The 22,565-nt window shown below is 67.7% G+C and carries 20 protein-coding genes; 9 read left to right on the forward strand and 11 right to left on the reverse strand.

All coding sequences use genetic code 11. From position 1 onward, the window contains the following. Nucleotides 1-88: 88 nt before the first annotated feature. Nucleotides 89-1,300: a PucR family transcriptional regulator gene (locus J2W14_RS02435; RefSeq protein ID WP_307457855.1), complete on the reverse strand. Its 1,212-nt coding sequence runs from the start codon at nt 1,298-1,300 to the stop codon at nt 89-91. A gap of 97 nt (nt 1,301-1,397) precedes the next feature. On the opposite strand from J2W14_RS02435, the gene J2W14_RS02440 reads away from it, so the two are divergent. Continuing rightward, a complete protein-coding gene (locus tag J2W14_RS02440; RefSeq protein ID WP_307457858.1) occupies nt 1,398-2,471 on the forward strand; it encodes a ferredoxin reductase in 1,074 nt (357 codons plus the stop codon). An 11-nt stretch (nt 2,472-2,482) separates the two neighbouring features. Further along, nucleotides 2,483-3,670: a fatty acid desaturase family protein gene (locus J2W14_RS02445; RefSeq protein ID WP_307457860.1), complete on the forward strand. Its 1,188-nt coding sequence runs from the start codon at nt 2,483-2,485 to the stop codon at nt 3,668-3,670. A 237-nt stretch (nt 3,671-3,907) separates the two neighbouring features. Here J2W14_RS02445 and J2W14_RS02450 read toward each other — a convergent pair whose 3' ends face one another. Together J2W14_RS02450 and J2W14_RS02455 are read right to left on the reverse strand one after the other, a co-directional pair. Then, nucleotides 3,908-4,780 carry an SDR family oxidoreductase gene (locus J2W14_RS02450; protein WP_307457863.1) on the reverse strand — a complete coding sequence of 291 codons (873 nt, stop codon included), beginning with the start codon at nt 4,778-4,780 and terminating at the stop codon, nt 3,908-3,910. Nucleotides 4,781-4,865: 85 nt separating this feature from the next. Then, entirely contained in the window at nt 4,866-5,894 is a 1,029-nt protein-coding gene (locus J2W14_RS02455) for an NAD(P)-dependent alcohol dehydrogenase (protein ID WP_307457866.1), read from the reverse strand. A gap of 97 nt (nt 5,895-5,991) precedes the next feature. Between J2W14_RS02455 and J2W14_RS02460 the strand changes: the two genes are divergently transcribed. From J2W14_RS02460 to J2W14_RS02470, 3 genes are all read left to right on the forward strand, one after another. Further along, complete coding sequence (locus tag J2W14_RS02460) at nt 5,992-6,675, forward strand: TetR/AcrR family transcriptional regulator (RefSeq protein WP_307457869.1); 684 nt, start codon at nt 5,992-5,994, stop codon at nt 6,673-6,675. 178 nt (nt 6,676-6,853) lie between these two features. Continuing rightward, complete coding sequence (locus J2W14_RS02465; protein ID WP_307457871.1) at nt 6,854-7,642, forward strand: DUF4386 domain-containing protein; 789 nt, start codon at nt 6,854-6,856, stop codon at nt 7,640-7,642. A gap of 140 nt (nt 7,643-7,782) precedes the next feature. Beyond that, the gene (locus tag J2W14_RS02470) at nt 7,783-8,481 is read left to right on the forward strand and encodes a DUF2306 domain-containing protein (RefSeq protein WP_307457873.1); all 699 of its coding nucleotides are present in this window, start codon (nt 7,783-7,785) and stop codon (nt 8,479-8,481) included. Nucleotides 8,482-8,720: 239 nt separating this feature from the next. Here J2W14_RS02470 and J2W14_RS02475 read toward each other — a convergent pair whose 3' ends face one another. The 7 genes from J2W14_RS02475 to J2W14_RS02505 all read right to left on the reverse strand — a co-directional run bounded on the left by J2W14_RS02475 (nt 8,721) and on the right by J2W14_RS02505 (nt 17,082). Beyond that, nucleotides 8,721-9,572 (reverse strand): hypothetical protein, encoded by an 852-nt coding sequence (locus J2W14_RS02475; protein WP_307457874.1) that lies wholly within the window; start codon nt 9,570-9,572, stop codon nt 8,721-8,723. A 99-nt stretch (nt 9,573-9,671) separates the two neighbouring features. Continuing rightward, a complete protein-coding gene (locus tag J2W14_RS02480; RefSeq protein ID WP_307457876.1) occupies nt 9,672-10,307 on the reverse strand; it encodes a class I SAM-dependent methyltransferase in 636 nt (211 codons plus the stop codon). Between the two features lie 16 nt (nt 10,308-10,323). Next, entirely contained in the window at nt 10,324-12,450 is a 2,127-nt protein-coding gene (locus J2W14_RS02485; RefSeq protein ID WP_307457878.1) for a heavy metal translocating P-type ATPase, read from the reverse strand. Between the two features lie 89 nt (nt 12,451-12,539). Beyond that, nucleotides 12,540-14,045 carry a multicopper oxidase family protein gene (locus tag J2W14_RS02490; protein WP_307457880.1) on the reverse strand — a complete coding sequence of 502 codons (1,506 nt, stop codon included), beginning with the start codon at nt 14,043-14,045 and terminating at the stop codon, nt 12,540-12,542. Then, the gene (locus tag J2W14_RS02495; protein ID WP_307457882.1) at nt 14,045-14,353 is read right to left on the reverse strand and encodes an SHOCT domain-containing protein; all 309 of its coding nucleotides are present in this window, start codon (nt 14,351-14,353) and stop codon (nt 14,045-14,047) included. Before J2W14_RS02495 ends, J2W14_RS02490 begins: the two co-directional genes overlap by 1 nt. 179 nt (nt 14,354-14,532) lie before the next feature. After that, entirely contained in the window at nt 14,533-15,906 is a 1,374-nt protein-coding gene (gene radA, locus J2W14_RS02500; protein WP_307457884.1) for a DNA repair protein RadA, read from the reverse strand. Between the two features lie 48 nt (nt 15,907-15,954). Continuing rightward, nucleotides 15,955-17,082 (reverse strand): FUSC family protein, encoded by a 1,128-nt coding sequence (locus tag J2W14_RS02505; protein WP_307457885.1) that lies wholly within the window; start codon nt 17,080-17,082, stop codon nt 15,955-15,957. 255 nt (nt 17,083-17,337) lie between these two features. On the opposite strand from J2W14_RS02505, the gene pstS reads away from it, so the two are divergent. The 4 genes from pstS to pstB all read left to right on the forward strand — a co-directional run bounded on the left by pstS (nt 17,338) and on the right by pstB (nt 21,477). Beyond that, nucleotides 17,338-18,456, forward strand: a complete 1,119-nt coding sequence (gene pstS, locus J2W14_RS02510) for a phosphate ABC transporter substrate-binding protein PstS (protein ID WP_307457886.1) — start codon at nt 17,338-17,340, stop codon at nt 18,454-18,456. A 142-nt stretch (nt 18,457-18,598) separates the two neighbouring features. Continuing rightward, nucleotides 18,599-19,531, forward strand: a complete 933-nt coding sequence (gene pstC, locus J2W14_RS02515) for a phosphate ABC transporter permease subunit PstC (RefSeq protein WP_307457888.1) — start codon at nt 18,599-18,601, stop codon at nt 19,529-19,531. Continuing rightward, nucleotides 19,532-20,641 carry a phosphate ABC transporter permease PstA gene (gene pstA / locus J2W14_RS02520; RefSeq protein WP_307457890.1) on the forward strand — a complete coding sequence of 370 codons (1,110 nt, stop codon included), beginning with the start codon at nt 19,532-19,534 and terminating at the stop codon, nt 20,639-20,641. A 56-nt stretch (nt 20,642-20,697) separates the two neighbouring features. Next, nucleotides 20,698-21,477, forward strand: coding sequence for a phosphate ABC transporter ATP-binding protein PstB (pstB, locus tag J2W14_RS02525; RefSeq protein WP_307457891.1), 780 nt, complete (start codon nt 20,698-20,700; stop codon nt 21,475-21,477). 71 nt (nt 21,478-21,548) lie between these two features. Here pstB and J2W14_RS02530 read toward each other — a convergent pair whose 3' ends face one another. Then, entirely contained in the window at nt 21,549-22,565 is a 1,017-nt protein-coding gene (locus J2W14_RS02530) for an inorganic phosphate transporter (RefSeq protein WP_307457893.1), read from the reverse strand.

Consider the following 22,565-nt stretch of genomic DNA (forward strand, 5'->3'; position numbering starts at 1 on the left):
TGCGCTGTCTAACGCCTGCTGGGTGTAACGACGGCTCTGCTTAACGCCTGCTGGGTGTAACGACGGCTCTGCTTAACGCCTGCTCTGCTTAACGCCGGCCGGCGTGGAGCGCCAATTCCAGTTCGAACCGTGCCTTCGGATCCTCCAGCGTGTCCCCGAACAGCTCGCGCAGCTGTGCCGCCCGGTAACCCACGGTCTGCGGATGGATGCCCAGCTCTGCCGCGACCGGGCCACGCTGGCCCCAGTGCCGCAGCCAGGACAGCAGCGTCTCCGCCAGCCGCTCGCGCTGGGCCGGGCGCAGCCCCTCCAGTGGCGCCAGGCGGCGGTTGGCGAGCTCCGCGATCGCAGAGGGCTCGGCCCCGAGAATCACCTCGGCCAGATGCTCGTCGGCCCAGATCGGCGGGTCATCAGGGCCGTCCCGCGGCGGCAGCACGGAAGCTGCCAGCACCGCCAGACGCAGCGAATCCGGGACCTTTTCCCAGCCTCCGGCCGGCCCGACGGCCGCCCCGCGGCCGCGCAGCGCCTTTTCCAGGTCCGCCCGCGCGGCCCGGGACTGCCGTGCCGGAACCAGGGCGACGGCGTCGGTCTCGCGTTCGATGATCAGCGTTCCGGCCCCCAGCCGGATCCGCAGCCCGGCAGACCGGTTCACCGGCAGGGTCACCACCACCATCCGCTGCGGCAGCGACCAGTCCGCCATGGCGGCCGTCTGGCGCAGGGCCGCCTCATCGGCCTGGCCCAGCAGGAGCAGATCGAGCAGTTCGGTGCGCCGGCGGTCCACCGCGCCGGCCCGTTCGGATTGTTCGAAGGCGTACGCCTCGGCGCTGACCGCGGACAGCTCGTCGATGTAGGCCAGGATCGATTCGCCCAGATCCACCACAACGGTCTGGCCAAGGTGATGTTCCACGGACACCCGGGACATCTCGCGGAAAGTCACGCGGGCCCCCGTCCGGTACGCGCTCAGCAGCGCATCCATGCTCCGGCCCTGGCGGAATTCGCCGCTCCCCAGCCCGGCCACGAGTTGCCTGCTTTCCTCCGAGAGGGCGGGCAGCCGGGTGCCCGGGAGCTGCAGGAAGCGCTCCAGCGCCGCTGCCACGCCGCGGCGCAGCCCCCGCCCGAAGCGGCCTTCGATCGGCCGGGCGTAGGCCGGCACGAGCTGCGGCACGGCGTCGATGATGGCCTCGACAATGCCCGGCATCATCGGCCGGAGCACGTCGCTGACCTCTCGCGGCAGGGCGAGCCACGGAGGGTCGTAGGCGGGGGAGGCGGGGGAGGCCGGCGCCGCCGTCGGGGAAGCGTTCATAAGGCTGTTCCAAAGTTGTTGCGGGGAGATAGTTTCTTTACGTCGATCGTATGCCTTGGGTGAAGAACTATGACCCTATCTGACATAAGATTGATGAATGATCCGGCTCCGTAAGCTGGCGCGCGCCGCATCTCTACTGACCACCCCATTAGCTCCAGAAGACATTCTGGCGCTGTTCAATCCTGTGTTTTCCGCCCGCCAATTGCGCGGCGTGGTAACGAGGGTGGTTCCAGAAACGGCCGATTCCGCCACCATTTTCTTCCGTCCCGGCCGCGGCTGGCAAGCACACCTTGCCGGCCAGTGGGCCCGTATAGGCGTCGAGCTCGACGGTGTCCGCCACTGGCGGTCCTACTCGCTCAGCGCCCCCGCCGGGCAGGACCCGGCCATCACTGTCAGTGATATGGGGGCCGTCTCCGGGACGCTCGTGCGCAACACCAGACCGGGCGACGTGCTCTTCCTGGCGCCGCCGCAGGGCGACTTCGTCCTTCCGGAGCATCCGCGCCCGCTGCTGATGCTCACCGCCGGGAGCGGCATCACCCCGGTCATGTCGATGATCCGCACGCTCGTCCCGCACCGTCCGGACTCCGACGTCGTCCTCATCCACACCGCCCGGACCCCAGAGGACGCCATCTTCCGCGAGGAACTGGCCGAACTCGCGGACCAGTTTCCCAACTTCCGCGTCATCCACTGGTTCACCGGGGAACGCGGGCGGATTGACTTCAGCTCCGTTGCCGGACTGGAAGAGCTGTGCCCGGACTGGCGCCAGCGCGCCGCGTACGCCTGCGGCCCGGAAGGTTTCCTGGACGACGCCGAGGCCCTGTGGGAGACGGAGACCGCAACCGCGGAACCCGCCTCGGAGGCCACCCTCACGATCGAACGCTTCAGCACCAAGCTGGCCGGCGGTGCAGGGCACGACGGCGGTCTGGTCACCTTCGAGTCCTCGGACCGCGAAGTCGAAGCCGACGGCGACACCCCGCTGCTCGACGTCGGCGAGGACGCCGGTATCCTAATGCCCAGCGGCTGCCGCATGGGCATCTGCCACAGCTGTCTTATCCCCCTCCGGGCCGGCCAGGTTCGTGACCTGCGCACGGACGAAGTCCATGGCGAGCCCGGCCAACTAATCCAGACGTGTGTTTCGGCAGCCGCCGGACCCGTTAACCTCGACCTCTGAGGAGTACCAGCATGACGATTGTTTCCGACAAGCCTGACCTTTCCGAGGACGCTCCCCAGCCCAAGGCGCCCGCAGCCGTGAAGACGCGGCCCGGCGCCCTGGCTGAGACGGGCAGCCCGACACTTCGGCCCCCGGCCGCCGCGCATCTCTCCGACGAGCAGATCGCCGAGCTGGGCCGTGAGCTCGACGCCATCAAGGACGACATCCTCGCCAAGCGCGGGGCGTCCGACGCCGCCTACATCCGCCGCATGATCAAGATCCAGCGCGGACTGGAGATTTCCGGCCGCGCCACGCTGCTGGTCAGCAAGCACAAGGCGGCCTGGGTCGCCGGGACCACCCTGCTCAGCTTCGCCAAGATCCTGGAAAACATGGAGCTCGGGCACAACATCCTGCACGGCCAGTGGGACTGGATGCGGGACCCGGACATCCACTCCACCACCTGGGAATGGGACTTCGTCACCCCGGCACGGGCCTGGCAGCATACCCACAACGATCTGCACCACCGCTGGACCAACGTCATCGGCAAGGACAACGACGTCGGATACAACCTGCTGCGGATGGACGCGGACCAGGAGTGGAAGCCGTTCAACCTGGGCAACCCGCTCTACAACGCCCTGCTGGCACCGGTCTTCGAGTGGGGCATCGCGATCTATGACCTCGAGCTCAACGACTACAAAGAGGGCAAGAAGTCCAAGGAAGCCCTCACCAAGGACCTCAAGGCCCTTGGCCGCAAGGCGCTCACGCAGTTCACCAAGGACTACGCTGCCACTCCCGCCGTCGCCATGCTGACCGGCTCCGGCAAGCAGGCGCTCTACGGCACCCTGACCGCGAACGCCGTCCGCAACGTCTGGGCGCACGCGGTGATCTTCTGCGGCCACTTCCCCGACGGCACGGACACCTTCACCGAGGAAATGGTCGAAGGGGAGACCCGCGGGGACTGGTACGTGCGGCAGATGATCGGCTCCGCCAACATCTCCGGTTCCAAGTTCATGCACCTGATGACCGGCAACCTTTCGCACCAGATCGAGCACCACCTCTTCCCGGACATCCCGTCCAACCGCTACGCCGAGGTGGCGCCGAAGGTGCAGGAAATCTGCCGGCGCTACGGACTGCCGTACACCACGGGCCCGATCTGGAAGCAGGTCGGCTCCACCTGGGCCAAGGTCTTCAAGCTGGCACTGCCGCCCAAAAAGGCCTAAGCGCCGGGGCTCAATGGCTTGAATGATTGACGGAAGGGGCGTCTGCCATCGCGGCAGGCGCCCCTTTTGCATGCCCGGGCGGGAACGCGGCCGGTGACCCCAACGCTCCCGCCCAGTTACCTGCCCTGCGACGCCCCCTCGGCCGTGGAAAACCGCGGAAATCCGCGCTGCTGAGTTCCGGCGTGCTGAAGTAACCGGGCGGGAACGTCACGATGGCGGTCGCTCAGGGTTTCCTGGCTAGCCTGTAGGGGTCAGGCCCGTCATTTCGGCGCTGACGTTCCATAGCTTTGCGGCGGTGGCCGCGTCGTAGCTGGCGGCGGAGGAACGGCGGGGAGTGCGTTTGGCGAAGAAGCGGCCGCTTACCTGTGCGAGGTCGGGGGCGGAGGCGATGTGGATCGACGTTGCGGCACCTTGGGCTGTTGTCAGCATGAAGGGGCGCAGTATCGGGACGAGCAGCCGCTGGGCACGGCCCGGGTCTTCGGCGCCAAAACCAGTGCTCACCATCCCTGGATGCAGGGCATTCGCTGTGACGTCGGTGCCGTGAAGCCTTCGGTCCAGTTCGTACGTGAACAACAGGTTCGCGAGTTTGGACTGGTTGTAGGCCCGGGCGCCGGAATAGGCGTGCTCGCCCTGGAGGTCGTTGAAGTTGATGCGGCCCATGGCTTGTGCGTTGGAGGACACGGTGACCACCCTTGCCGGACCGCTCAGCTGCAGCCGCTTCAAGAGCAGGTTGGTGAGCAGGAACGGTGCGAGGTGGTTCAGGGCGAATGTGTGCTCGAGTCCGTCGGCTGTGGTGTGTCGGGTGTTCCAGTATCCTCCGGCGTTGTTGATCAGGACATCAATGCGCGGGAAGGCGGTGAGCAGCTCGTCGGCCAGCGACCGTAATTGGGTTTGGGAGGACAGATCGGCGAAGAAGGCGTCCACCTTGCCGCTTCCTGCTGCGCGGATCTCTTTGGCAGTTTCGTCCGTGCGTTTGGGATCGCGGCCGATGACGATGACATGGGCCCCCATCATGGCCAGGCCGTGGGCGGTTGCCCTGCCGATGCCACCGGTGGCGCCGGTAACGACCACCGTCTTGCCGGTCATCGGCTTGCTGTGCCCGTGCTGCATGATCCTGCTCGTTTCGTGTGGGCTGACCGTGTTGGTGTAACTTGCGAGTGTTGCGGCGGGGTTCGCTGGCTCATGATCTACATCCTTATCCGGCAACGGTGATGGCAATCTTGCCCCGAACGTCTCCCGCTTCGAGACGCCGCATGGCGTCCGGAACCTCTGCAAGGGCGTACTCCCTGTCGACACTTGGCTTCACCTCACCCGCCTCGATGAGAGAAGTGAGCCGTTCGAGGTCGCTGGCGCGTTCCTTGGAAGCGAGCATGGTCAGGCGCTGCCGCGCGAACATGGAAAACAACGGTGCCCGCAGGCTCCGTCCGAAGCCTCCCGTCCAGCTGCCGCCTTCCTCGCCTCCGACGATGACGGCCGTCCCGGTCGGCGTGAGGGCGCGGCGCAGACGTGACAGCGGCGGGTTCCCTCCGATGTCGAGGATCAGGTCGAAGAGACGCGTTCCGTCGGCGAAGTCATCCTGCGTGTAGTCAAGTGCGCGCTCGGCTCCGAGGGAAAGCACCAAATCGGTCTTCCCTGCGCTGCTCACGCCGGTGACTTCCGCACCGAGGGACCTGGCCAGCTGGACGGCGTAGGTGCCGACGCCGCCTGAGGCGCCCAGGATCAGGACCTTCTGCCCGCGTTCCACCCGCCCGGCGTCGAGGGCCTGAAGGGCGGTGCCGGCCGAGATCGGGACCACTGCTGCCTGTTCGAATGACAGGTTTGACAGCTTGTGGGCCAGCTTGTCCTCCAGCACCGCGGCGTACTCGGCGAATGATCCTCGGGACATCCCGTACACCGCGTCCCCGACGGCGAACCGGGACACGGCGGAACCGACGGCGACGACCGTGCCGGCGACATCGATCCCGGGAACCGGGTTCTTCGGCCCCCGGAATCCGAACCCGAGAATGCGCAGGAGGTACGGGCGGCCCGTCATCATGTGCCACGTTCCGCGGTCCAGGCCGGCGGCGTGCACGCGGACCAGTACTTCATTCTCAGCGATCTCCGGACGGGCGGTCCGGTCGTGACGAAGGGCCTCGACTGTGCCGTACTGGTCCTGCACGATGGCCTCCATCGTGTCGACGGTTCCTTGCTTCTGCGCGGCCCCCGCGCTCCTAAGGTTTGTCATGCTGGTTCCTTCCAATCAGCTTGCCTTACTAAGTAAGGTCAATGTATCGTACTTAGTACGAAAGAGCTATAGGCTCAACAAAAATTAGGGAGTCTGGATGCCTGCAGGAGCGAACCCCGGCCGTCCCCGGCTCAGCCGGAGCCTGGTGTTGCGCAGCGCTGTTGCCGTCGCCGACGGCGGCGGCATTGGCGCCTTGACGATGCGCTCACTGGCCGACGCGCTCGAGGTCAAGCCAATGTCGATCTACCACCATGTCGCCAACAAGGATGAGGTCCTTGACGGCATTGTCGACATCGTCTTCAGTGAGATCGAGCTGCCGGCGATCGGCGGCGAGTGGCAGCCCGGGATGCGGCGGCGGGCCGCCTCGGCCCGTGCTGCGATGCGCCGTCATCCCTGGGCGATCGGCCTCGTGCAGACACGCACAAGCCCCGGACCGGCGACACTGAAGCACCACGACGCCGTCATCGGCACCCTGCGCGAAGCAGGATTTTCGGTGGAAATGACGGCCCATGCTTTCGCCCTGATAGATGCCTACGTGTACGGCTTCGCACTTTCCGAAGCCACCCTGCCCATCAACGGCCCCGAGACGGTCATCGAAGTTGCCGGGAAAATGATGGATCAGTCCTCCCCGAAGGACTACCCCTACCTCACCGAGTTCTCCATCGAACATGTCATGAAGCCCGGCTACGACTACGGCCGGGAGTTCGAGTTCGGACTGGATCTGGTCCTTGACGGCCTCGCGAGATTGCATCGTCGCGGCATCGGCCCCCGACACACCTAACCGTCTGCGAAGTTTTTCCGGGAGGGCTGCATGGCTCATTCCGCCGGAACTGTCCGCGGGCTCCCGGGTTACGGCTTTCGCCGCTGTGACGGCTGCCTTTGATGTCCGCTATTGACATATTTCCGCACGAAGCACAGGGTTTGCACAGCGTACAACTCCCCGGAAAGTGCGGCGCGCCATGTCATCAACTCCGACGAATAGCAGCCTCAAACGGGTAACCGGGGGGCTCTTTACGCTCAGCGCCGTCGCCTTCGCCGCGGCGGCGACTACGCTTTCTGCCACTTTTGACTGGCCGGATATCCTACGGGAACCAGCAAGTGTGGTGCTGCCGGCTTTTGCCGCCGGAGGCGCGGGCCTGGTCTGGACCTGGTTCGCGACCGCCTGGACCTACGGGCTCCTTGCCGTACCGGTCCTGCTGCTTCCCGCCGTCCTGGGTCTCCGGCAGGATCCGGTCATGCGGGTTGCCACCTATGCAGGCGCCGCCTCCGTCCTCCTGTCGCTCATCGGGTTCTTGCGGTGGGTGTTCGTCGTCCCACAACTGGCCAGTTCCTACACCGCCGGTGACCCCGCGACTCAAACCGCGGTAGCGGCCGCCTGGACTGCTCAGCATCAGTTCGGCGGGGCGCTGCTGGGAGAACATCTGGGACAGCTGCTCGTCATCGCCTGGTCGGTAAGCCTCAGCGCGATCATCCTGCGCCGCCGGATCCTGCCGCGGTGGCTCGGAGCCACCGGCCTGGTCGCCAGTGCTCTCTATCTGCTCAACCAGGGTGACGTCCTCGCCACTGCCATCCCTGGATTTCCCGTCTGGGATCTAGCAGGCCTCCTCGGCAGCACAAGCTGGGGACTGTGGGTGGCGGCCCTCGGCATCTGCATCCTGGTACTTCCCGATCATGCCAAGAGCCTGCCAGCCGCCAAATCGGCCGAAACCACCTCCGCCACCACACCGACGAAACCCGCTCCGCTCTAGGCCGCGGAACCCGGAAAACCGTCCGTGCCCTAAGCGCCGGGACGCTGAAGCAGATTCTCATGACGCGGCTCCCGCTGGCGCAGTGGGCGCGGCACACGGTCCCGGCTCAACTCGCGTATCGCTTGCCAGAGAGTGAAATCATGACACCCGCGACCGTTTTCCCCTCCCCGCCAATGCGCCGAACCCGGTGGCTCGTACCGGCCGCCCTGATACTCCTCAGCCTCGTCCCGGTAGTCGCCGGGGCAGCGCGTCTGACGGACCTGACAGGAGGTGAGATAACGGAGGATAACGCGCGGTTCTTCGATTCGCCGATCCCCGTACTGATCCACATACCCGCTGTCACCGTGTACCTCCTGCTCGGGGCGTTCCAGTTCTTGCCCTCGCTTCGACGGGGCAAGCGCGGCAAACCCAGTTGGCACCGCATAGCCGGACGCATTCTCGTCCCCACCGGCCTGCTTGCTGCCCTGTCCGGCCTGTGGATGGCGGTCTTCTACGATCTCCCACCCCTGGACGGGCCGCTCCTTCTCGTCCTTCGACTGGTCTTTGGGTCCGCCATGGTGGTGTTCATAGTCCTGGGATTCATCGCCGTACGGCACCGGGAATACGTCCGGCACAGTGAGTGGATGTCCCGGGCGTACGCCATTGGCATTGCTCAAGGAACGATAGTTGTCGTGACCATTCCCTGGATCCTTCTGGTAGGACCCGTCGACGAGCTTACCCGGGCGCTGCTGATCGGGGCATCATGGGTACTCAGCTTGGCGGTGGCCGAATACTTCATCTACCGCCGCGCCCAAGGACCTGCGCGACCTTCGCGGATTTCGGCGCGGGCCGCACACTGACCATGCGAAAGCATTACTTCACAGGTGGGCCAGTACCTCCGAGGTCGATGGGTCCGCAGCTGCAGCCTCCCGCGTACGAGAGAAGCCTGACCCCATGACCTCACCGCTGTGCTCTTGGCCCGTGGCGGTCTAGCTGCGAACTTGGAGCACCAGAGTAAAGTCGGCGTTCTGGGGCTTCAGCCGGTACGGCTCCAGGACCCCGGGTCCGCACGCCGCCGTCCCCACGTCCCCGCGCGTGGTCAATGTAGACGTAGGTGCGGCCGTCCGCAACCAGATCCGTGCGATGGGTCGCGGCGTTCAGGACGTCCAAGCTGTATGGCCTGACCGTCAGGGCGAAAGGGGGCGCCGGCAATTTCCAGCGTCCCGGCGTCGAGCGCTACAGAAGCGGCGCGCACACCGGAACGCGCCCCTGACTCCTGCGGTCGCACGTAGTCAACATCCATGCCCTCCAACGGCAACGTGAACCAGCGAGCCTTGGTACCCTGACCGGTATCGGGGTAGCTCTGGTGCGGCCCAAGGCCGAACCAACTCACGGTTTTGGCCTCGGTCTCCAGCACGAGTTCGAGTCCGATCCGCGCCCACTCGACGACGTAGCCGGCATTGGTCCAGTCCCCGTCTGGATGAACCCTCGTCCGGAGGCCCACCTTGTCTCCGTCGCTGTTCCACGAGTAGTCCACCAGGACGCCATACCGTTTGTCCGCCGCGGCCATGCGGGTCCGGACAGTCAGGACCTCCCCGCCGTCCGGTTCCGGCTCCGCGGGGATGCCGAGCAAGCGCGAATGCAGCCGGTTGAGTCCCGCCGCGCTCCATTGGTTGGCCAGCGGCTGCCGGTGTGGCCCGGTCCATTCGCTGCCCCGGTCAATGTCCGTGGGTACCCGGGGCCCGGTGGTGTTCGACCGAACCTCCGGTTTGCCCATTTCCTTCGGAACCATCCCCGTGAACGACTTTCCGCCTGACGCTGTGGCGGGCGTCAACTCCTCCAACCAAACCGTAGTGGTCGGAAATCCGCAGGGCGGCCAATCCACGCTGAAGTTCGCGACCTTCCAGTCCACGAACATCAACCAGTACATCGCGATACCGGGGATGTTCAAGGATATGCGCCATCATGGGACCGGAGGTCCCGATCGCTCTTTCCCCGTGCGTCAACGCAGCGGGGCTTGCAGCGAACACACGGAAGGAATCACGGGCACTCAGGGTTTGCAGGCCACACCCAGCACGTGGGCCAGCCGCGGGTTGCCGGGCAGTGCCGAAAAGCCGAAGCGCTCCAGAGCCCGCACCGTCAGGCCGGCGCCGGCGATCGAAGCGGCGGTGTTCCGGTTCGGATGACACCCGCCCGCCACCCGGCTCCACAGCGGCGTGACCAGGTCTTCGGCGGCCGCCAGTACGCGGTGTTCCGAACGGACATGCTCATAGAACAGCAGCAGGCCGCCCGGCCGCAGGACCCGCACCACCTCCGCCAGGGCAACAGACTGGTCCGCCACGCTGCACAGCACCAGGCTGGAGACCACGACGTCGACCGAGGCGTCCGCCGCCGGCAGCGACTCCGCCACCCCGTCCACCACGGTGACCGGCACCGGCGCACGGGCCGCGGCGGCCCGGGCCAGCTCCCGGAGTGTGGGGTCCGGTTCGAGCGCCAGCACGCCCGTCACCTCGGCAGGGTAGAACGGGAAGGTGGCCCCGTAACCCGCCCCGATTTCGACGACGGCGCCGTGCGCGGCCTCCACCAGGCGCCGGCGGTGGTCCGAGGCCCCGCGGGCGTCCATCCGCGGACCCGCGCGGGCGAAGGACCGCCCGAAGGACGGACGTCGGGGGTTGGTCTCCGGCATGGGGGCCACCGTCCGGTCAGCCGACCTTGGCCGGATTGAGTTTCAGCCGCCGCAGCAGCTGGGCGTTGAGGGCCACCACAATCGTGGAGGCGGACATCAGCACCGCGCCGGCGGCCGGCGAGAGAACCACTCCGGCGAAGGCCAGGACGCCGGCGGCCAGCGGCACCGCAATGATGTTGTAGCCCGTGGCCCAGACGAGGTTCTGCCACATCTTCCGGTAGCTGGCCCGGGACAGGTCGACCATGGACAGCACCGCCCGGGGGTCGTTCCCGGCCAGCACCACTCCGGCGGACTCCACCGCGACGTCGGTCCCGCCGCCGATCGCGATTCCCACCTCGGCCCGGGCCAGGGCGGGGGAGTCGTTCACGCCGTCGCCCACCATGGCCACCCTGAGGCCGCGGGACTGGAGTTCGGCGACTTTCTTGTCCTTGTCGGCCGGGAGGACCTCGGCGAAGACCTCGTCGATATTCAGCTCGGCGGCCACGGCCTGGGCCACCTGTCGGGCGTCGCCGGTGATCATGGCGACCTTGATTCCGCGGTGCTGCAGGGCTGCGACCGCCTGACGGGATTCCGGACGCACCGCGTCCTCCAGGCTCACGGCGCCCAGGACCGTGCTGCCGTCCACCACGTGGAGCACCGCCGCGCCCCGGTCCCGCCAGGCCGCCGTGGCGGCGGCCAGCGCCGGGGGTTCCTCCGCGCCCACTTCCCGGAGCAGGGCCGGGCCGCCCACCAGGACCGTCCTGCCGTCAATCGTGGCGCGGACGCCGCGGCCGGTCAGGGAGGTGAAACCGCCCGCCTGCGGGAGCGGGAGCCCGCGCTCGCGGGCGGCCGCCACGATCGCGCGGGCCAGGGGGTGCTCGCTGTCGGACTCCGCTGCAGCGGCCAGTGCGAGCACGTCGTCCCGGTCGGTCCCGTCGGCGGCGGCAATGTCCTTGAGCTCCGGTTCGCCCTTGGTCAGGGTCCCTGTTTTGTCGAACAGCACGACGTCGACCGTCCGCATCCGCTCGAGGGCCATCCGGTTCTTGATCAGCACCCCTGCCCGGGCGGCCCGTTCCGTGGAGATCGCGATGACCAGCGGGATGGCGAGGCCCAGGGCATGCGGGCACGCGATCACCAGCACCGTCACGGTGCGTTCCACGGCGTCGGGCATGCTGCCCAGCAGGGTCCAGGCGATAAAGGTGATGACGCCCGCCCCGGCGGCGAAGTAGAACAGGAAGGCGGCGGCGCGGTCGGCGAGGGCCTGGGCCCGCGAGGAGGAGGCCTGGGCCTCGGCCACGAGCCGCTGGATGCCGGCGAGGGCCGTGTCGTCGCCGATGGCTGTCACCCGGACGCGCAGGCTGTTGTCCGTGGCGATGGTTCCCGCGACCACGGGGTCGCCGGGGGAGCGAAGGACGGTCTTGGACTCGCCGGTGATCATCGATTCGTCGAATTCGGCCTGCCCCTCGATCACGGTTCCGTCCGCCGGCATCCGGGCGCCGGAACGAACCAGGATGGCGTCGCCGCTGCGGAGCTCGGACACCCTGACGGTTTCGGTTCCGGTCTCGGTGAGGCGTTCCGCCTCGTCCGGCAGCAGCGCCGCGAGGGCGTCCAGGGCGCCCTGGGCCGAGCCGAGGGCGCGCATTTCGATCCAGTGCCCGAGGAGCATGATGTCCACCAGCAGGGCCAGTTCCCACCAGAAATCGAGGTCGAAGCCCCCGATCCCCAGGGTGGTCACCCACGAAGCCGTGAAGGCGACGGTGATGGCCATGGCGATCAGCAGCATCATCCCCGGTTTGCGGCTTTTGAGCTCATTCAGGCCGCCCTTGAGGAACGGCTGGCCGCCGTAGAAGAAGATGACAGTTCCCAGCACCGGCGGAATCCAGGCGGAGCCGGGAAAGACCGGCGCCTGGTAGCCGAGCAGGTGCCCGAACATGGGGCTGAAAAAGACCACGGGCACAGCCAGGGCCAGGGTCACCCAGAACCTGTTCTTGAACATCGCCACGCTGTGCCCGGCATGCTGGCCGTGGCTGTGGACCATGTGCTCGTCGTCCTGCCGGGGGCCGCGCATACCCATTGCCCCGTGGGGCTGGTGGGCGCTGTGTTCCGCCTGCGGGTGGCTCATTGGCTGGCCGCCGACAGCCTGGCTGCTGTGCCGGTGTTCCATGATGCGCGCTCCTAGGGGACGTTCCTCGCGAATTCGGATTCAGCTACACCATACCCCCGGGGGGTATGCATGACAAGAGGTTTCCCGGCTCAGCGGACTTCGATCACACTCATCATGCCCAGGTCCTCGTGGTCCAGGATGTGGCAGTGGTACACCGAGCGGCCGCTGAAGTCGCGGAACGCGATCCTGACAGTGGCACGGCCGTTCGCGCGCACGTTCACCACGTCCCGCATCACCACGGGACCGGCTGCCCGGCCGTTGTCGTTGATGAGCTGCATCGGCCATACATGCAGATGGAAGGGGTGGTCCATGGGGCTGGTGTTGACCAGCGTCCATTCCTCCACGGTTCCGGCCGCGACGGTCGTGTCTGTGCGGGCGTCGCTGTATTCACGGCCGTTGATGGTGAAGCGCATCATGCCGGCCATCCCGCCGCCCCGCATTCCCTGTCCCGCGCCCATCGACAGAACCACCTGCCGGCGCGCGGCGACGGCGGCAGTCCTCAGGTCCTCCTGGGCAGTCCGGGACGTGACGGCGCCGGGCGGGGTTGCGGAGGCGCCGCTGACCCGGAAGGTCGCCAGGGCGCCCGCCCCGCTGACCGGGAACGGCCCCTGCCCCATCATCATCATCCCCGGCATGGCACCGCGGTCGTAGGGGAGGGCCTGCAACACGGCTTCACCGGCGGTGGCGGTCACCAGCAGGTCCGCCCGGTTGCCCGGCGCCAGCAGGAGTTCGTCGACGGTTTCGGGTTCGGGGGACCGGCCCGAGTCCATGCCGAGCAGCTGCAGCTGCTGGCCGTCGAGCCGGAGCCGGAGATAGCGGGCCACGCAGGTGTTGATGATCCGCCACCGCTCCCGGGCGCCCGGCTGGGCCGTGAGCACCGGGTTGCTCTGCCCGTTGAGCAGGAGCAGCTCACCCTCCCGGCCCGCCATGCGCTCCATCGGAGACACGGCCGCGATGTTGCCAGCGCTGTCCAGGGTGGTGTCCGAGACCAGCAGCACCCGCTCCGTGCTCACCGGGATGGCGTCGGGGTCTTCAACGATGATCGCTCCGAAGAGCCCGGCGAAGATCTGGTCTGCGACCATGCCGTGGTGATGCGGGTGGTACCAGTACACACCCGGCGGGTGATCCGGCGGCAGCCGGTATCGGTAGTCAAAGCCCTGTCCGGGCAGGACCGCCCTGAACACGTTGTCCCCGTCGGTCTGCGGGGACACATGGAGGCCGTGGACGTGCAGGTTCGTCGGTTCATTGAGGCCGTTCTCCAGCCTGACGTTGAGCTCATCACCCGGCCGCAGGCGCAGGGTGGGGCCCGGCACGGTGCCGTTGTAGCAGAGGGCACGGGCCTGGCGGCCGCCGAGTTCCACCCGTCCGGGGGCGGCGCCGAGCGTGAGCTCCAGCCGGCCGTCCGTGCTGCGGAGTTCGGCCGGACCGCGCAGCTCGGCACCCTGCACGGGGGCCGCGCCCCCGACGACGCCGCCAACGCCGGCCGGCTCCCGCGCGGAAGTCAGGGACCACCACAGTCCGGCGGCGCCCGCCACGGTGGCCGCCGTGCCCAGCCCGCCCGCAATCAGGGCGTCGCGGCGGCTGATCGGCCGCATTACGGCTCCTCGCCGAGTACTTTCACATTCTCGCGGTACTGCTCCGCGGTGAGCTCGCCCCGCGCGAAGCGTTCATCGAGGATCAGGCGCGCCTGGCTCTTGCCGCCCGGGAAGCCGGGGCCGCCCGGGCGACCCCCGGGCTGGCCGTAGGGCGGGGCACCGTAGGGTCCGTAGTTTGCCGGACCGCCGCGGCTGGTTCCGCCGGTGAAGAGGCGGACGGCGAGCAGCACCAGCACCGCGATCCCGACCAGCAACAGCAGACCCCAGAGCCACATCCAGCCGAAGCCGTTGCCGTAGTAACCCATCATGGCCTGATCCCTTCGCCCGTGACCGTTCCTGCCCCCAATTTTCCGCCGGGCACCGGGGGCGGGCTAGGGTCCTAAGTCGCCTTTCTGGCAGCCCGGTTCGCGGGACGGATCGCCCGCAGTCGGGCAGAGGCCCGCAGCCGATTGAAACAACGGACCCCGACCCGGACTCAGCGGCAGCATCAGCTGATCAACAGGCTCAGCGCTTCGGTCAGGTGCCCGACTTCCCGGACGGAGAAGCCGGCCGGCACCGGGCCCGGGCCGTTCGGGCTCGCGGGCACGACGGCGTGGGTGAACCCCAGCCGGTGGGCTTCGTGGATCCGCTGGTTGATCCCGGGCACGGGACGGACCTCGCCGGCCAGACCCACTTCGCCAAAGGCGATCAGCCGCTCCGGCAGGGGTTTCCTGGCCTTCGCCGAGGCCACGGCCAGGGCGACGGCGAGGTCCGTGGCGGGCTCGCTGAGCTTCACGCCGCCCACGGTTGCCACGTAGGAATCGTCCTTGTTCAGCAGGCAGCCGGCCCGCTGCTGGAGCACGGCCAGCAGCATCGCCACCCGGGAACTGTCCAGCCCGCTCGTGGCCCGGCGCGGCTGTGAGCTGGAACTTTCGGCCAGCAGGGACTGCACCTCGGCCAGCAGCGGGCGGCGCCCCTCCAGAGTCACTGTGATGCAGGTGCCGGAGACCGGCTCCTTGGTCCGGGAGACAAACAGCCCGCTCGGATCGGCCAGGCCCACAATCCCGTCCTCGTTCAGGTCGAAGCAGCCGACGTCGTCCGTGGGGCCGTAGCGGTTCTTGACCGCCCGCAGCAGCCGCAGCCGGGAGTGGCGCTCGCCTTCGAACTGGCACACCACATCCACCAGGTGCTCAAGCAACCGGGGGCCGGCGATGGAGCCGTCCTTGGTCACGTGCCCCACCAGCAGGGTGGTCATGTTGCGGCGTTTGGCCGCGGCGATCAGGGAAGCGGCGACCTCCCGGACCTGCGAGACGCCGCCTGCGCTGCCTTCGACATCGGCGCTGCTCAGCGTCTGCACGGAGTCCACGATCAGCAGGCGCGGTTCGAGCTTCTCCACCTGGCCCAGGGCCTGGCCGAGGTCCGTTTCAGCGGAGAGGTACAGGGATTCGGCGACGGCGTCGATCCGGTCCGCGCGGAGCTTGACCTGCGCGGCGGATTCCTCGCCCGTGATGTACAGGACGTCCTGCGCGGTGCGGGCAAATTTGGCCGCGACGTCCAGCAGCAGGGTGGACTTGCCGACCCCGGGTTCGCCCGCCAGCAGGATCACGGCGCCCGGGACCAGCCCGCCGCCGAGCACACGGTCCAGTTCGTCCACGCCCGTAGGCAGGAACGCCGCGGTGGTGGCGTCGACCTCCGCGATCCGGCGGGCCGGCTCCAGCACGGTGGTGGCCGCCGTCGTGCGCGCCACGGCGCCGCCGGTTTCCTCCACGCTGCCCCAGGCCTGGCACTCACCGCAGCGGCCCACCCACTTTGCCGTGGTCCAGCCGCACTCGGCGCATTTGTAGCCCGGCGCCTTGGTAGCCCGGGAAGTCTTGGTAGCCATCGCTCCACCCTATCCGCGCACGCGACAAGAACGCTCCCGCCGCGGCAGCTACAGCGGCGGCAGGATGTCCCGGGCTTCCCGGGAGTCGACGCCGGCCGCCTCCAGCAGGTCCACCATCAGCGGGCGGAACAGCATCACTACCGTTTCGCCCTCCAGCCGCTGCACGTCCAGCAGGCGCGGGTGCAGCCGGCCGGCGATTTCGCGCAGCTCCGTCCGGGCCGTCCGCAGGTGCGCGCGGCGGACGCCGTCGTGCACTTCCGCCAGTCCCAGGGAGAGCTCGTCGACGGCGTCGGCCGTGTCCCGCAGGACATCGGCGATGTTCTGGGTGGCCTCGTCGGACAGCGCCGCATGGTTGATCGCGCTGGTCAGGCGGCGGGCAAAGACGCGGCTGTTGCGCAGGGCAAGGTCGATGTAGTCCAGCGACTGCTCCATCCGGTCCAGCTCGTCCCGGTGCCGGCGGTAGGCCGGAGCCAGCGTGGCCACCTCGCCGGAGGCGCGCAGTGACTGGCGCATCGCGTCGATGAGGGGCTGGCAGTTCCGCCCGCGGATCAGCGCGTGCCATGCCTGGGTGGAGTCGCTGTAGCTCAGCGCGGAGGCGCATTCGCGCAGGACCTCGGCGAGTTCGTGCAGGAGCTTCTTGACGTCGTTGCGGGGTTCCCGGCGCGGGTCCTTCGGGATCAGGACCGTCACCAGCAGGGCAAACACGCCGCCCACGATGGCGTCAATACTGCGCGTGAACGGCCCCCCGGCCGGCGCCGGCAGCAGCACCACCAGCAGGGACTGCAGCCCCAGCTGCGTGGTGAAAATGGTGCCGCTGTCCAGGAACCGGGCCAGCAGGATGGAAAACAGCAGCACGACGGCGGCCTGCCACATCCCGGCGCCCAGCCAGTGGAGCAGCAGGTCCCCGACCACAATGCCGATGGTGCAGCCCAGACCGACCTCGATCACGCGGCGCAGCCGCGGGTCCCGGGAAAAGCCCAGGGAGATGAGGGAGGACGTGGCGGCAAAAAGCGGGCCGCTGTGGCCGAGCACGTACTCGGCAAACGCGTAGGCCCCGACGGCGCAGCCGGTCATCTGGATGGCCGGCACCAGGGAATTCCGGCTGCGGACCAGGCCCGTGCGGACCCGGCCGCGCAGGAAGCGGGCGCTTGCGGAAAGTCCAATAGCGGGGGCCATGCGCTCCAGTCTATGGGCCGCCGGGCCGCCGGACCCGTCAGCGGGAAACCCCTACGGCTGTGACGTACCTGACGCAACGGCGCCCGGCCGATGTAAGCCAATGTCCCGGCGTCGTTAACCCTTCGTTCATCTTGGTCAGACATTGTCTTCATCTGGGACACCTAGATTCAATGAAGGTACAAACCGTACGCATCCCTGCCCGGTCTTCTCCGGCCCGGCACGCATTCAGAAAATCCCTGGAAGGGGTACATCTAAGTGAAGGCACTCCGCTTCGGCCGCAACGCGGCTATCGCTGTCATCTCAGCCGGCGCTCTCGCGCTGACCGCCTGTGGCTCGGACAACGCAACCGGGACCGCTCCCGCCACCCCCGCCGCTTCCGGCGCCCAGGTTTCGGGCACGCTGACTGGCATCGGCTCCTCTGCGCAGGGTGCCGCCATGGACGTTTGGAAGACCAACTTCGCCTCCGCGAACCAGGGCGCCACTGTCCAGTACTCCCCGGATGGTTCCGGTGCAGGCCGCAAGGCGCTCCTGGACGGATCCGCCCAGTTCGGCGGCTCTGACGCGTACCTCAAGGACGACGAGTACGCCAGCTCCACCACCCAGTGTGGCCCCGACGGCGCCCTGAACATCCCCGTCTACATCTCCCCGATCGCTGTGGCCTTCAACCTGCCCGAGATCAAGGAACTGAACCTCGACGCCGTCACGGTCGCCAAGATCTTCCGCGGCGAGATCGCCACCTGGAATGACCCCGCGATCGCCGCCCAGAACCCGGACGCCACGCTCCCGGACCTCAAGGTCACTCCGGTGAACCGCTCGGATGACTCCGGCACCACGTCCAACTTCACCGACTACCTGGCCGCCGCAGCCCCGGAGGCATGGACCGACAAGCCTGCCGGCGTCTGGCCGGCAACCCTCCAGGGCGAGAACGCCAAGGGCACCTCCGGTGTGGTCAAGACCGTCACCGACACCCCGGGCGCCGTGACCTACGCGGACGACTCCGCCGTGAGCGGCAAGCTGGGCGTCGCGCTGATCAAGGTGGGCGAGTCCTACACGAAGATCTCCGCCGAGGCAGCCGCCAAGGCGGTCGACGCAGGCAAGCCGGTCGAAGGCCGCAACGCCAACGACCTCTCCATCAAGCTGGACCGTGCGACCACCATCGAAGGCGCCTACCCGATCGTGCTGGTTTCCTTCCACATCGTCTGCAGCACCTACGCTGACCAGAAGACCGTCGACCTCGTGAAGGCCTTCGAGGCCTACGTCGTCTCCGACGCCGGCCAGACCGCAGCCGCCGATGCCGCCAAGTCCGCGCCGCTGTCCAAGGACCTGCAGGACAAGACCCTCAAGTCCATCGAGTCCATCAAGGTCAAGTCCTAGGGATCCCTAGCGCTGGCAGGCATAGTGGAAACACCAGCCTGCAACTGGTTCCCTGTCCCGGTCCGGCTGTCACCGACGGCCACACCGGGGCAGGGAACCAGCGTGTTTGTCCGAAGTACACAAAGATCTGAAGGATCGTGAAGTGACCACCACCTCCCTGACCACGTCCCGGGGCGCAGGCCGCGCCGGAGACAAGGTCTTTTCCGCAGCCACCTTGGCCGCTGGGTGCCTGATCCTGGCCGTGCTCTTCGGAGTAGCGCTCTTTCTCCTCATCCAGGCATTCCCCGCCCTTGTGGCCTCCCCGGACGAGATCCAGGGCGGCAAAGGCTTCTTCTCCTACATCTGGCCGATCGTCATTGGCACCCTGATCGCGGCCGTCATCGCCCTCGTGATCGCGACCCCGGTCGCGATCGGCGTCGCGCTGTTCATCTCGCATTTCGCCCCGCGCAAGCTCGCCTCCGGACTGGGCTACGTGATCGACCTGCTGGCCGCCATCCCCTCCGTGGTCTACGGCGCCTGGGGCGCCGCGTTCCTGGCCAAGGAAATCTCACCGGCCTACAACTGGCTGGCCAACAACATGGGCTGGCTGCCGATCTTCCAGGGCCCTGCCTCGGCCACGGGCAAGACCATCCTGACCGCGGGAATCGTGCTGTCCGTCATGATCCTGCCCATCATCACGTCGCTGAGCCGCGAAATCTTCCTGCAGACCCCCAAGTTGCACGAGGAAGCCGCCCTGGCGCTCGGCGCCACCCGCTGGGAAATGATCCGGATGGCCGTGCTGCCGTTCGGCCGCCCCGGAGTCATCAGCGCCGTGATGCTGGGCCTGGGCCGTGCCCTCGGCGAGACCATGGCCGTCGCGCTCGTGCTCTCCTCCGGCGCGCTGACCGCTAGCCTTATCCAGTCCGGCAACCAGACCATCGCCGCCGAAATCGCGCTGAACTTCCCCGAGGCCAGCGGCCTGAAGGTTAACACGCTGATTGCCGCCGGCCTGGTCCTGTTTGTTATTACCCTCGGCGTGAACATGATCGCGCGCTGGATCATCAGCCGGCACAAAGAATTCTCGGGAGCCAACTAAATGACCGCCACCCTGACCCCCGTCAAGAAGCGCTCGGCCCTCACCAAGGGCCAACTCCCGAAGTGGGCCCCCTACCTGGTTCTCGGCATCGCGCTGGTCCTCGGTGCGGCGATCCTGGCCCTGATCGGCTTCAACGCCCTCGGCTGGGGACTCGTCTCGGCAATCATCTTCGCCATCGGCCTCGTCGGCTGGAGCGGCGCCGTGGAAGGCTCCCGCCGCGCCAAGGACAAACTGGCCACCTGCCTCGTGGTCGGTGCGTTCCTCATTGCGCTGCTGCCCCTGTTCTCCGTGATCTGGACGGTCCTGGTCAACGGCCTCCCGGGGCTCATGGACCCCGGCTTCCTCACCACCTCGATGAACGGCGTCACCGGCGCCTTCGACAACAAGACCGTCGAGGAAGGCGCCCCGGTGGTCGGCGGCATCTTCCACGCCCTGATCGGCACGCTGCTGATCACGGTGCTGGCGACCATCATCTCGGTGCCGGTGGGCCTGCTCACCGCCGTCTACCTCGTGGAATACGGCAATGACCGCCCGCTGGCCCGCGCCATCACCTTCTTCGTGGACGTCATGACCGGCATCCCCTCGATCGTGGCCGGCCTCTTCGCGGCGGCGTTCTTCTTCGCCGTCGTCGGACCGGGCACCAAGACCGGTGCCGTCGCCGCCGTCGCGCTCTCCGTGCTGATGATCCCCGTGGTGGTCCGCTCCAGCGAGGAAATGCTCAAGATCGTCCCGAACGAACTCCGCGAGGCGGCGTACGCCCTGGGCGTCCGCAAATGGCGGACCATCCTCAAGGTGGTCATCCCGACGGCGATCTCCGGCATCGCCTCGGGCGTCACCCTCGCGATCGCCCGGGTGATCGGCGAAACCGCCCCGATCCTGGTCACCGCGGGCTTCGCCACCTCGATCAACTACAACGTCTTCAGCGGCTGGATGGCCTCCCTGCCCACATTCATCTACACGCAGATCCTCAACCCGACCTCGCCGTCGAACCCGGATCCGTCCTCGCAGCGCGCCTGGGGAGCCGCCCTGGTGCTCATCATCCTCGTGATGGTGCTCAACCTCGGCGCCCGCCTCATCGCGCGCATGTTCGCCCCCAAAACCGGCCGCTAGCCCGGCCCGGGGACCCCAAATCTTCAGCCCGCACCTCCAGCAAGTGAAGGAACATCATGTCTAAGCGCATCGACGTCAAAGACCTGAACGTCTACTACGGCAAATTCCTGGCCGTCGAAGACGTCAACATCAACATCGAGGCCAAGTCCGTCACGGCCTTCATCGGGCCCTCCGGCTGCGGCAAGTCCACCTTCCTGCGCACCCTGAACCGGATGCATGAAGTGATCCCCGGCGCCCGGGTCGAGGGTGAGGTGCTGCTCGACGGCGACAACCTGTACGGCCCCGGTGTGGACCCGGTCACCGTCCGCTCGCAGATCGGCATGGTCTTCCAGCGGCCCAACCCGTTCCCCACGATGTCCATCCGCGACAACGTGCTGGCCGGCGTGAAGCTCAACAACCAGAAGATGTCCAAGGGTGAGGCCGACGTGCTGGTGGAACGCTCCCTGCAGGGCGCCAACCTCTGGAACGAGGTCAAGGACCGGCTGGCCAAGCCCGGCTCCGGGCTGTCCGGCGGCCAGCAGCAGCGGCTCTGCATCGCCCGGGCCATCGCCGTGGAACCGCAGGTCATCCTGATGGACGAGCCGTGCTCCGCGCTGGACCCGATCTCCACGCTGGCCATTGAGGACCTCATCAACGAGCTCAAGGACCAGTACACCGTGGTGATCGTGACCCACAACATGCAGCAGGCCGCGCGGGTGTCGAACAAGACGGCGTTCTTCAACATCGCCGGCACCGGCAAGCCGGGCCGGCTGATCGAATACGGTGACACCCACACCATGTTCAGCAACCCGACCCAGAAGGCCACCGAGGACTACGTCTCCGGCCGCTTCGGATAACCCCCATCGACTGCTCCACAGCTGCCGTTTTGAACCCTCAAAGGGGCACCTGTGGAGCAGTCGACGGGTGTTTAGAGCGCCGCGAGTGGTGACAGGGACAGCCCCAGCACAAACGCGACTGCCGCGGTGACCGCCGGCGTGATCAGCCAGAACAGCAGCACCCGGATCACGACCTTGCGGTTCGTGGCGGGAAACCCCTGATTGGCGCCGGCGCCCAGCACGGCTGATGTGACCGTGTGGGTGGTGGAGATGGGCCAGTGCAGGCCGACGGCGCCCACCAGCAGGATGGCGGAGCTGAACAGCTGTGCCACGGAGCCGCGCAGCGGATCCATCCGGATCATCCGGTAGCCGATGGTGTAGGAGATCCGCCAGCCGCCGGCCAGGGTCCCGGCGGTCAGCAGGACCGCGGTGAACAGCGCCACCCAGATGGGCATCTCGCTGCCGTCTGAGAGCCCCGATGCCAGCAGCGCCAGGAGCAGGACGGCGCTGGTGCGCTGGCCGTCCTGCAGGCCGTGGGCCAGCGCCACGGCGCCCACGGCAATGCTCTGGGCCCTCCGGGAACGGGAGTTGACGACGTTCGGCGGCGTATACCGCGCGGCCCAGGTGGCGGGCCAGACCAGCAGGTAGGCGCCCGCGAACGCAATCAAGGGCGAGAGCAGCAGCGGAAGCACCACCTGGAAGAGCAAGGACGTGTCAACGCCACCGACGCCGTTCCCGCCGACAACCACGCTCGCGACGCCGGCGCCGGCCAGCCCGCCAACGAGGGCATGCGTCGAGGACGACGGGATGCCCCGCCACCATGTGTAGATTCCCCACAGCACGGCACTGGCCAGGCCTGCCACCAGGATGGTGAGCCCGTTCTCGCCCGCGGGCAGCTGTACCCAGGCCTGGCTGATGGCAAGGGCCAGGGCGGCGCTGAGCCCGGCGCCGATGAAGTTGAAGAACCCGGCCAGCAGCACTGCGACGGTGGGGGTGAGGGCCCGGGTCCGGACGGCCAGTGCCACCGCCGCGGAGGCGTCCCGGAAGCCGTTGAGGAAGGCGAATGCCCCGGCGAAGACCACCACCAGGGCAAACAGGAAAATGATCAC

It is taken from the genome of Pseudarthrobacter oxydans (assembly GCF_030812335.1).
Classification (GTDB): domain Bacteria; phylum Actinomycetota; class Actinomycetes; order Actinomycetales; family Micrococcaceae; genus Arthrobacter; species Arthrobacter oxydans_B.

Excerpts from the sequence above, each read along its gene's own strand:
- J2W14_RS02485 (WP_307457878.1), bottom strand. The coding sequence starts at position 12,450 with ATGGAACACCGGCACAGCAGCCAGGCTGTCGGCGGCCAGCCAATGAGC.
- J2W14_RS02435 (WP_307457855.1), bottom strand. The coding sequence starts at position 1,300 with ATGAACGCTTCCCCGACGGCGGCGCCGGCCTCCCCCGCCTCCCCCGCC.
- J2W14_RS02450 (WP_307457863.1), bottom strand. The coding sequence starts at position 4,780 with ATGCAGCACGGGCACAGCAAGCCGATGACCGGCAAGACGGTGGTCGTT.
- J2W14_RS02440 (WP_307457858.1), top strand. The coding sequence starts at position 1,398 with ATGATCCGGCTCCGTAAGCTGGCGCGCGCCGCATCTCTACTGACCACC.
- pstB (WP_307457891.1), top strand. The coding sequence starts at position 20,698 with ATGTCTAAGCGCATCGACGTCAAAGACCTGAACGTCTACTACGGCAAA.
- J2W14_RS02480 (WP_307457876.1), bottom strand. The coding sequence starts at position 10,307 with ATGCCGGAGACCAACCCCCGACGTCCGTCCTTCGGGCGGTCCTTCGCC.
- J2W14_RS02465 (WP_307457871.1), top strand. The coding sequence starts at position 6,854 with ATGTCATCAACTCCGACGAATAGCAGCCTCAAACGGGTAACCGGGGGG.
- J2W14_RS02455 (WP_307457866.1), bottom strand. The coding sequence starts at position 5,894 with ATGACAAACCTTAGGAGCGCGGGGGCCGCGCAGAAGCAAGGAACCGTC.
- pstA (WP_307457890.1), top strand. The coding sequence starts at position 19,532 with ATGACCGCCACCCTGACCCCCGTCAAGAAGCGCTCGGCCCTCACCAAG.
- J2W14_RS02470 (WP_307457873.1), top strand. The coding sequence starts at position 7,783 with ATGACACCCGCGACCGTTTTCCCCTCCCCGCCAATGCGCCGAACCCGG.
- J2W14_RS02505 (WP_307457885.1), bottom strand. The coding sequence starts at position 17,082 with ATGGCCCCCGCTATTGGACTTTCCGCAAGCGCCCGCTTCCTGCGCGGC.
- J2W14_RS02445 (WP_307457860.1), top strand. The coding sequence starts at position 2,483 with ATGACGATTGTTTCCGACAAGCCTGACCTTTCCGAGGACGCTCCCCAG.
- J2W14_RS02495 (WP_307457882.1), bottom strand. The coding sequence starts at position 14,353 with ATGATGGGTTACTACGGCAACGGCTTCGGCTGGATGTGGCTCTGGGGT.
- radA (WP_307457884.1), bottom strand. The coding sequence starts at position 15,906 with ATGGCTACCAAGACTTCCCGGGCTACCAAGGCGCCGGGCTACAAATGC.
- J2W14_RS02460 (WP_307457869.1), top strand. The coding sequence starts at position 5,992 with ATGCCTGCAGGAGCGAACCCCGGCCGTCCCCGGCTCAGCCGGAGCCTG.
- J2W14_RS02490 (WP_307457880.1), bottom strand. The coding sequence starts at position 14,045 with ATGCGGCCGATCAGCCGCCGCGACGCCCTGATTGCGGGCGGGCTGGGC.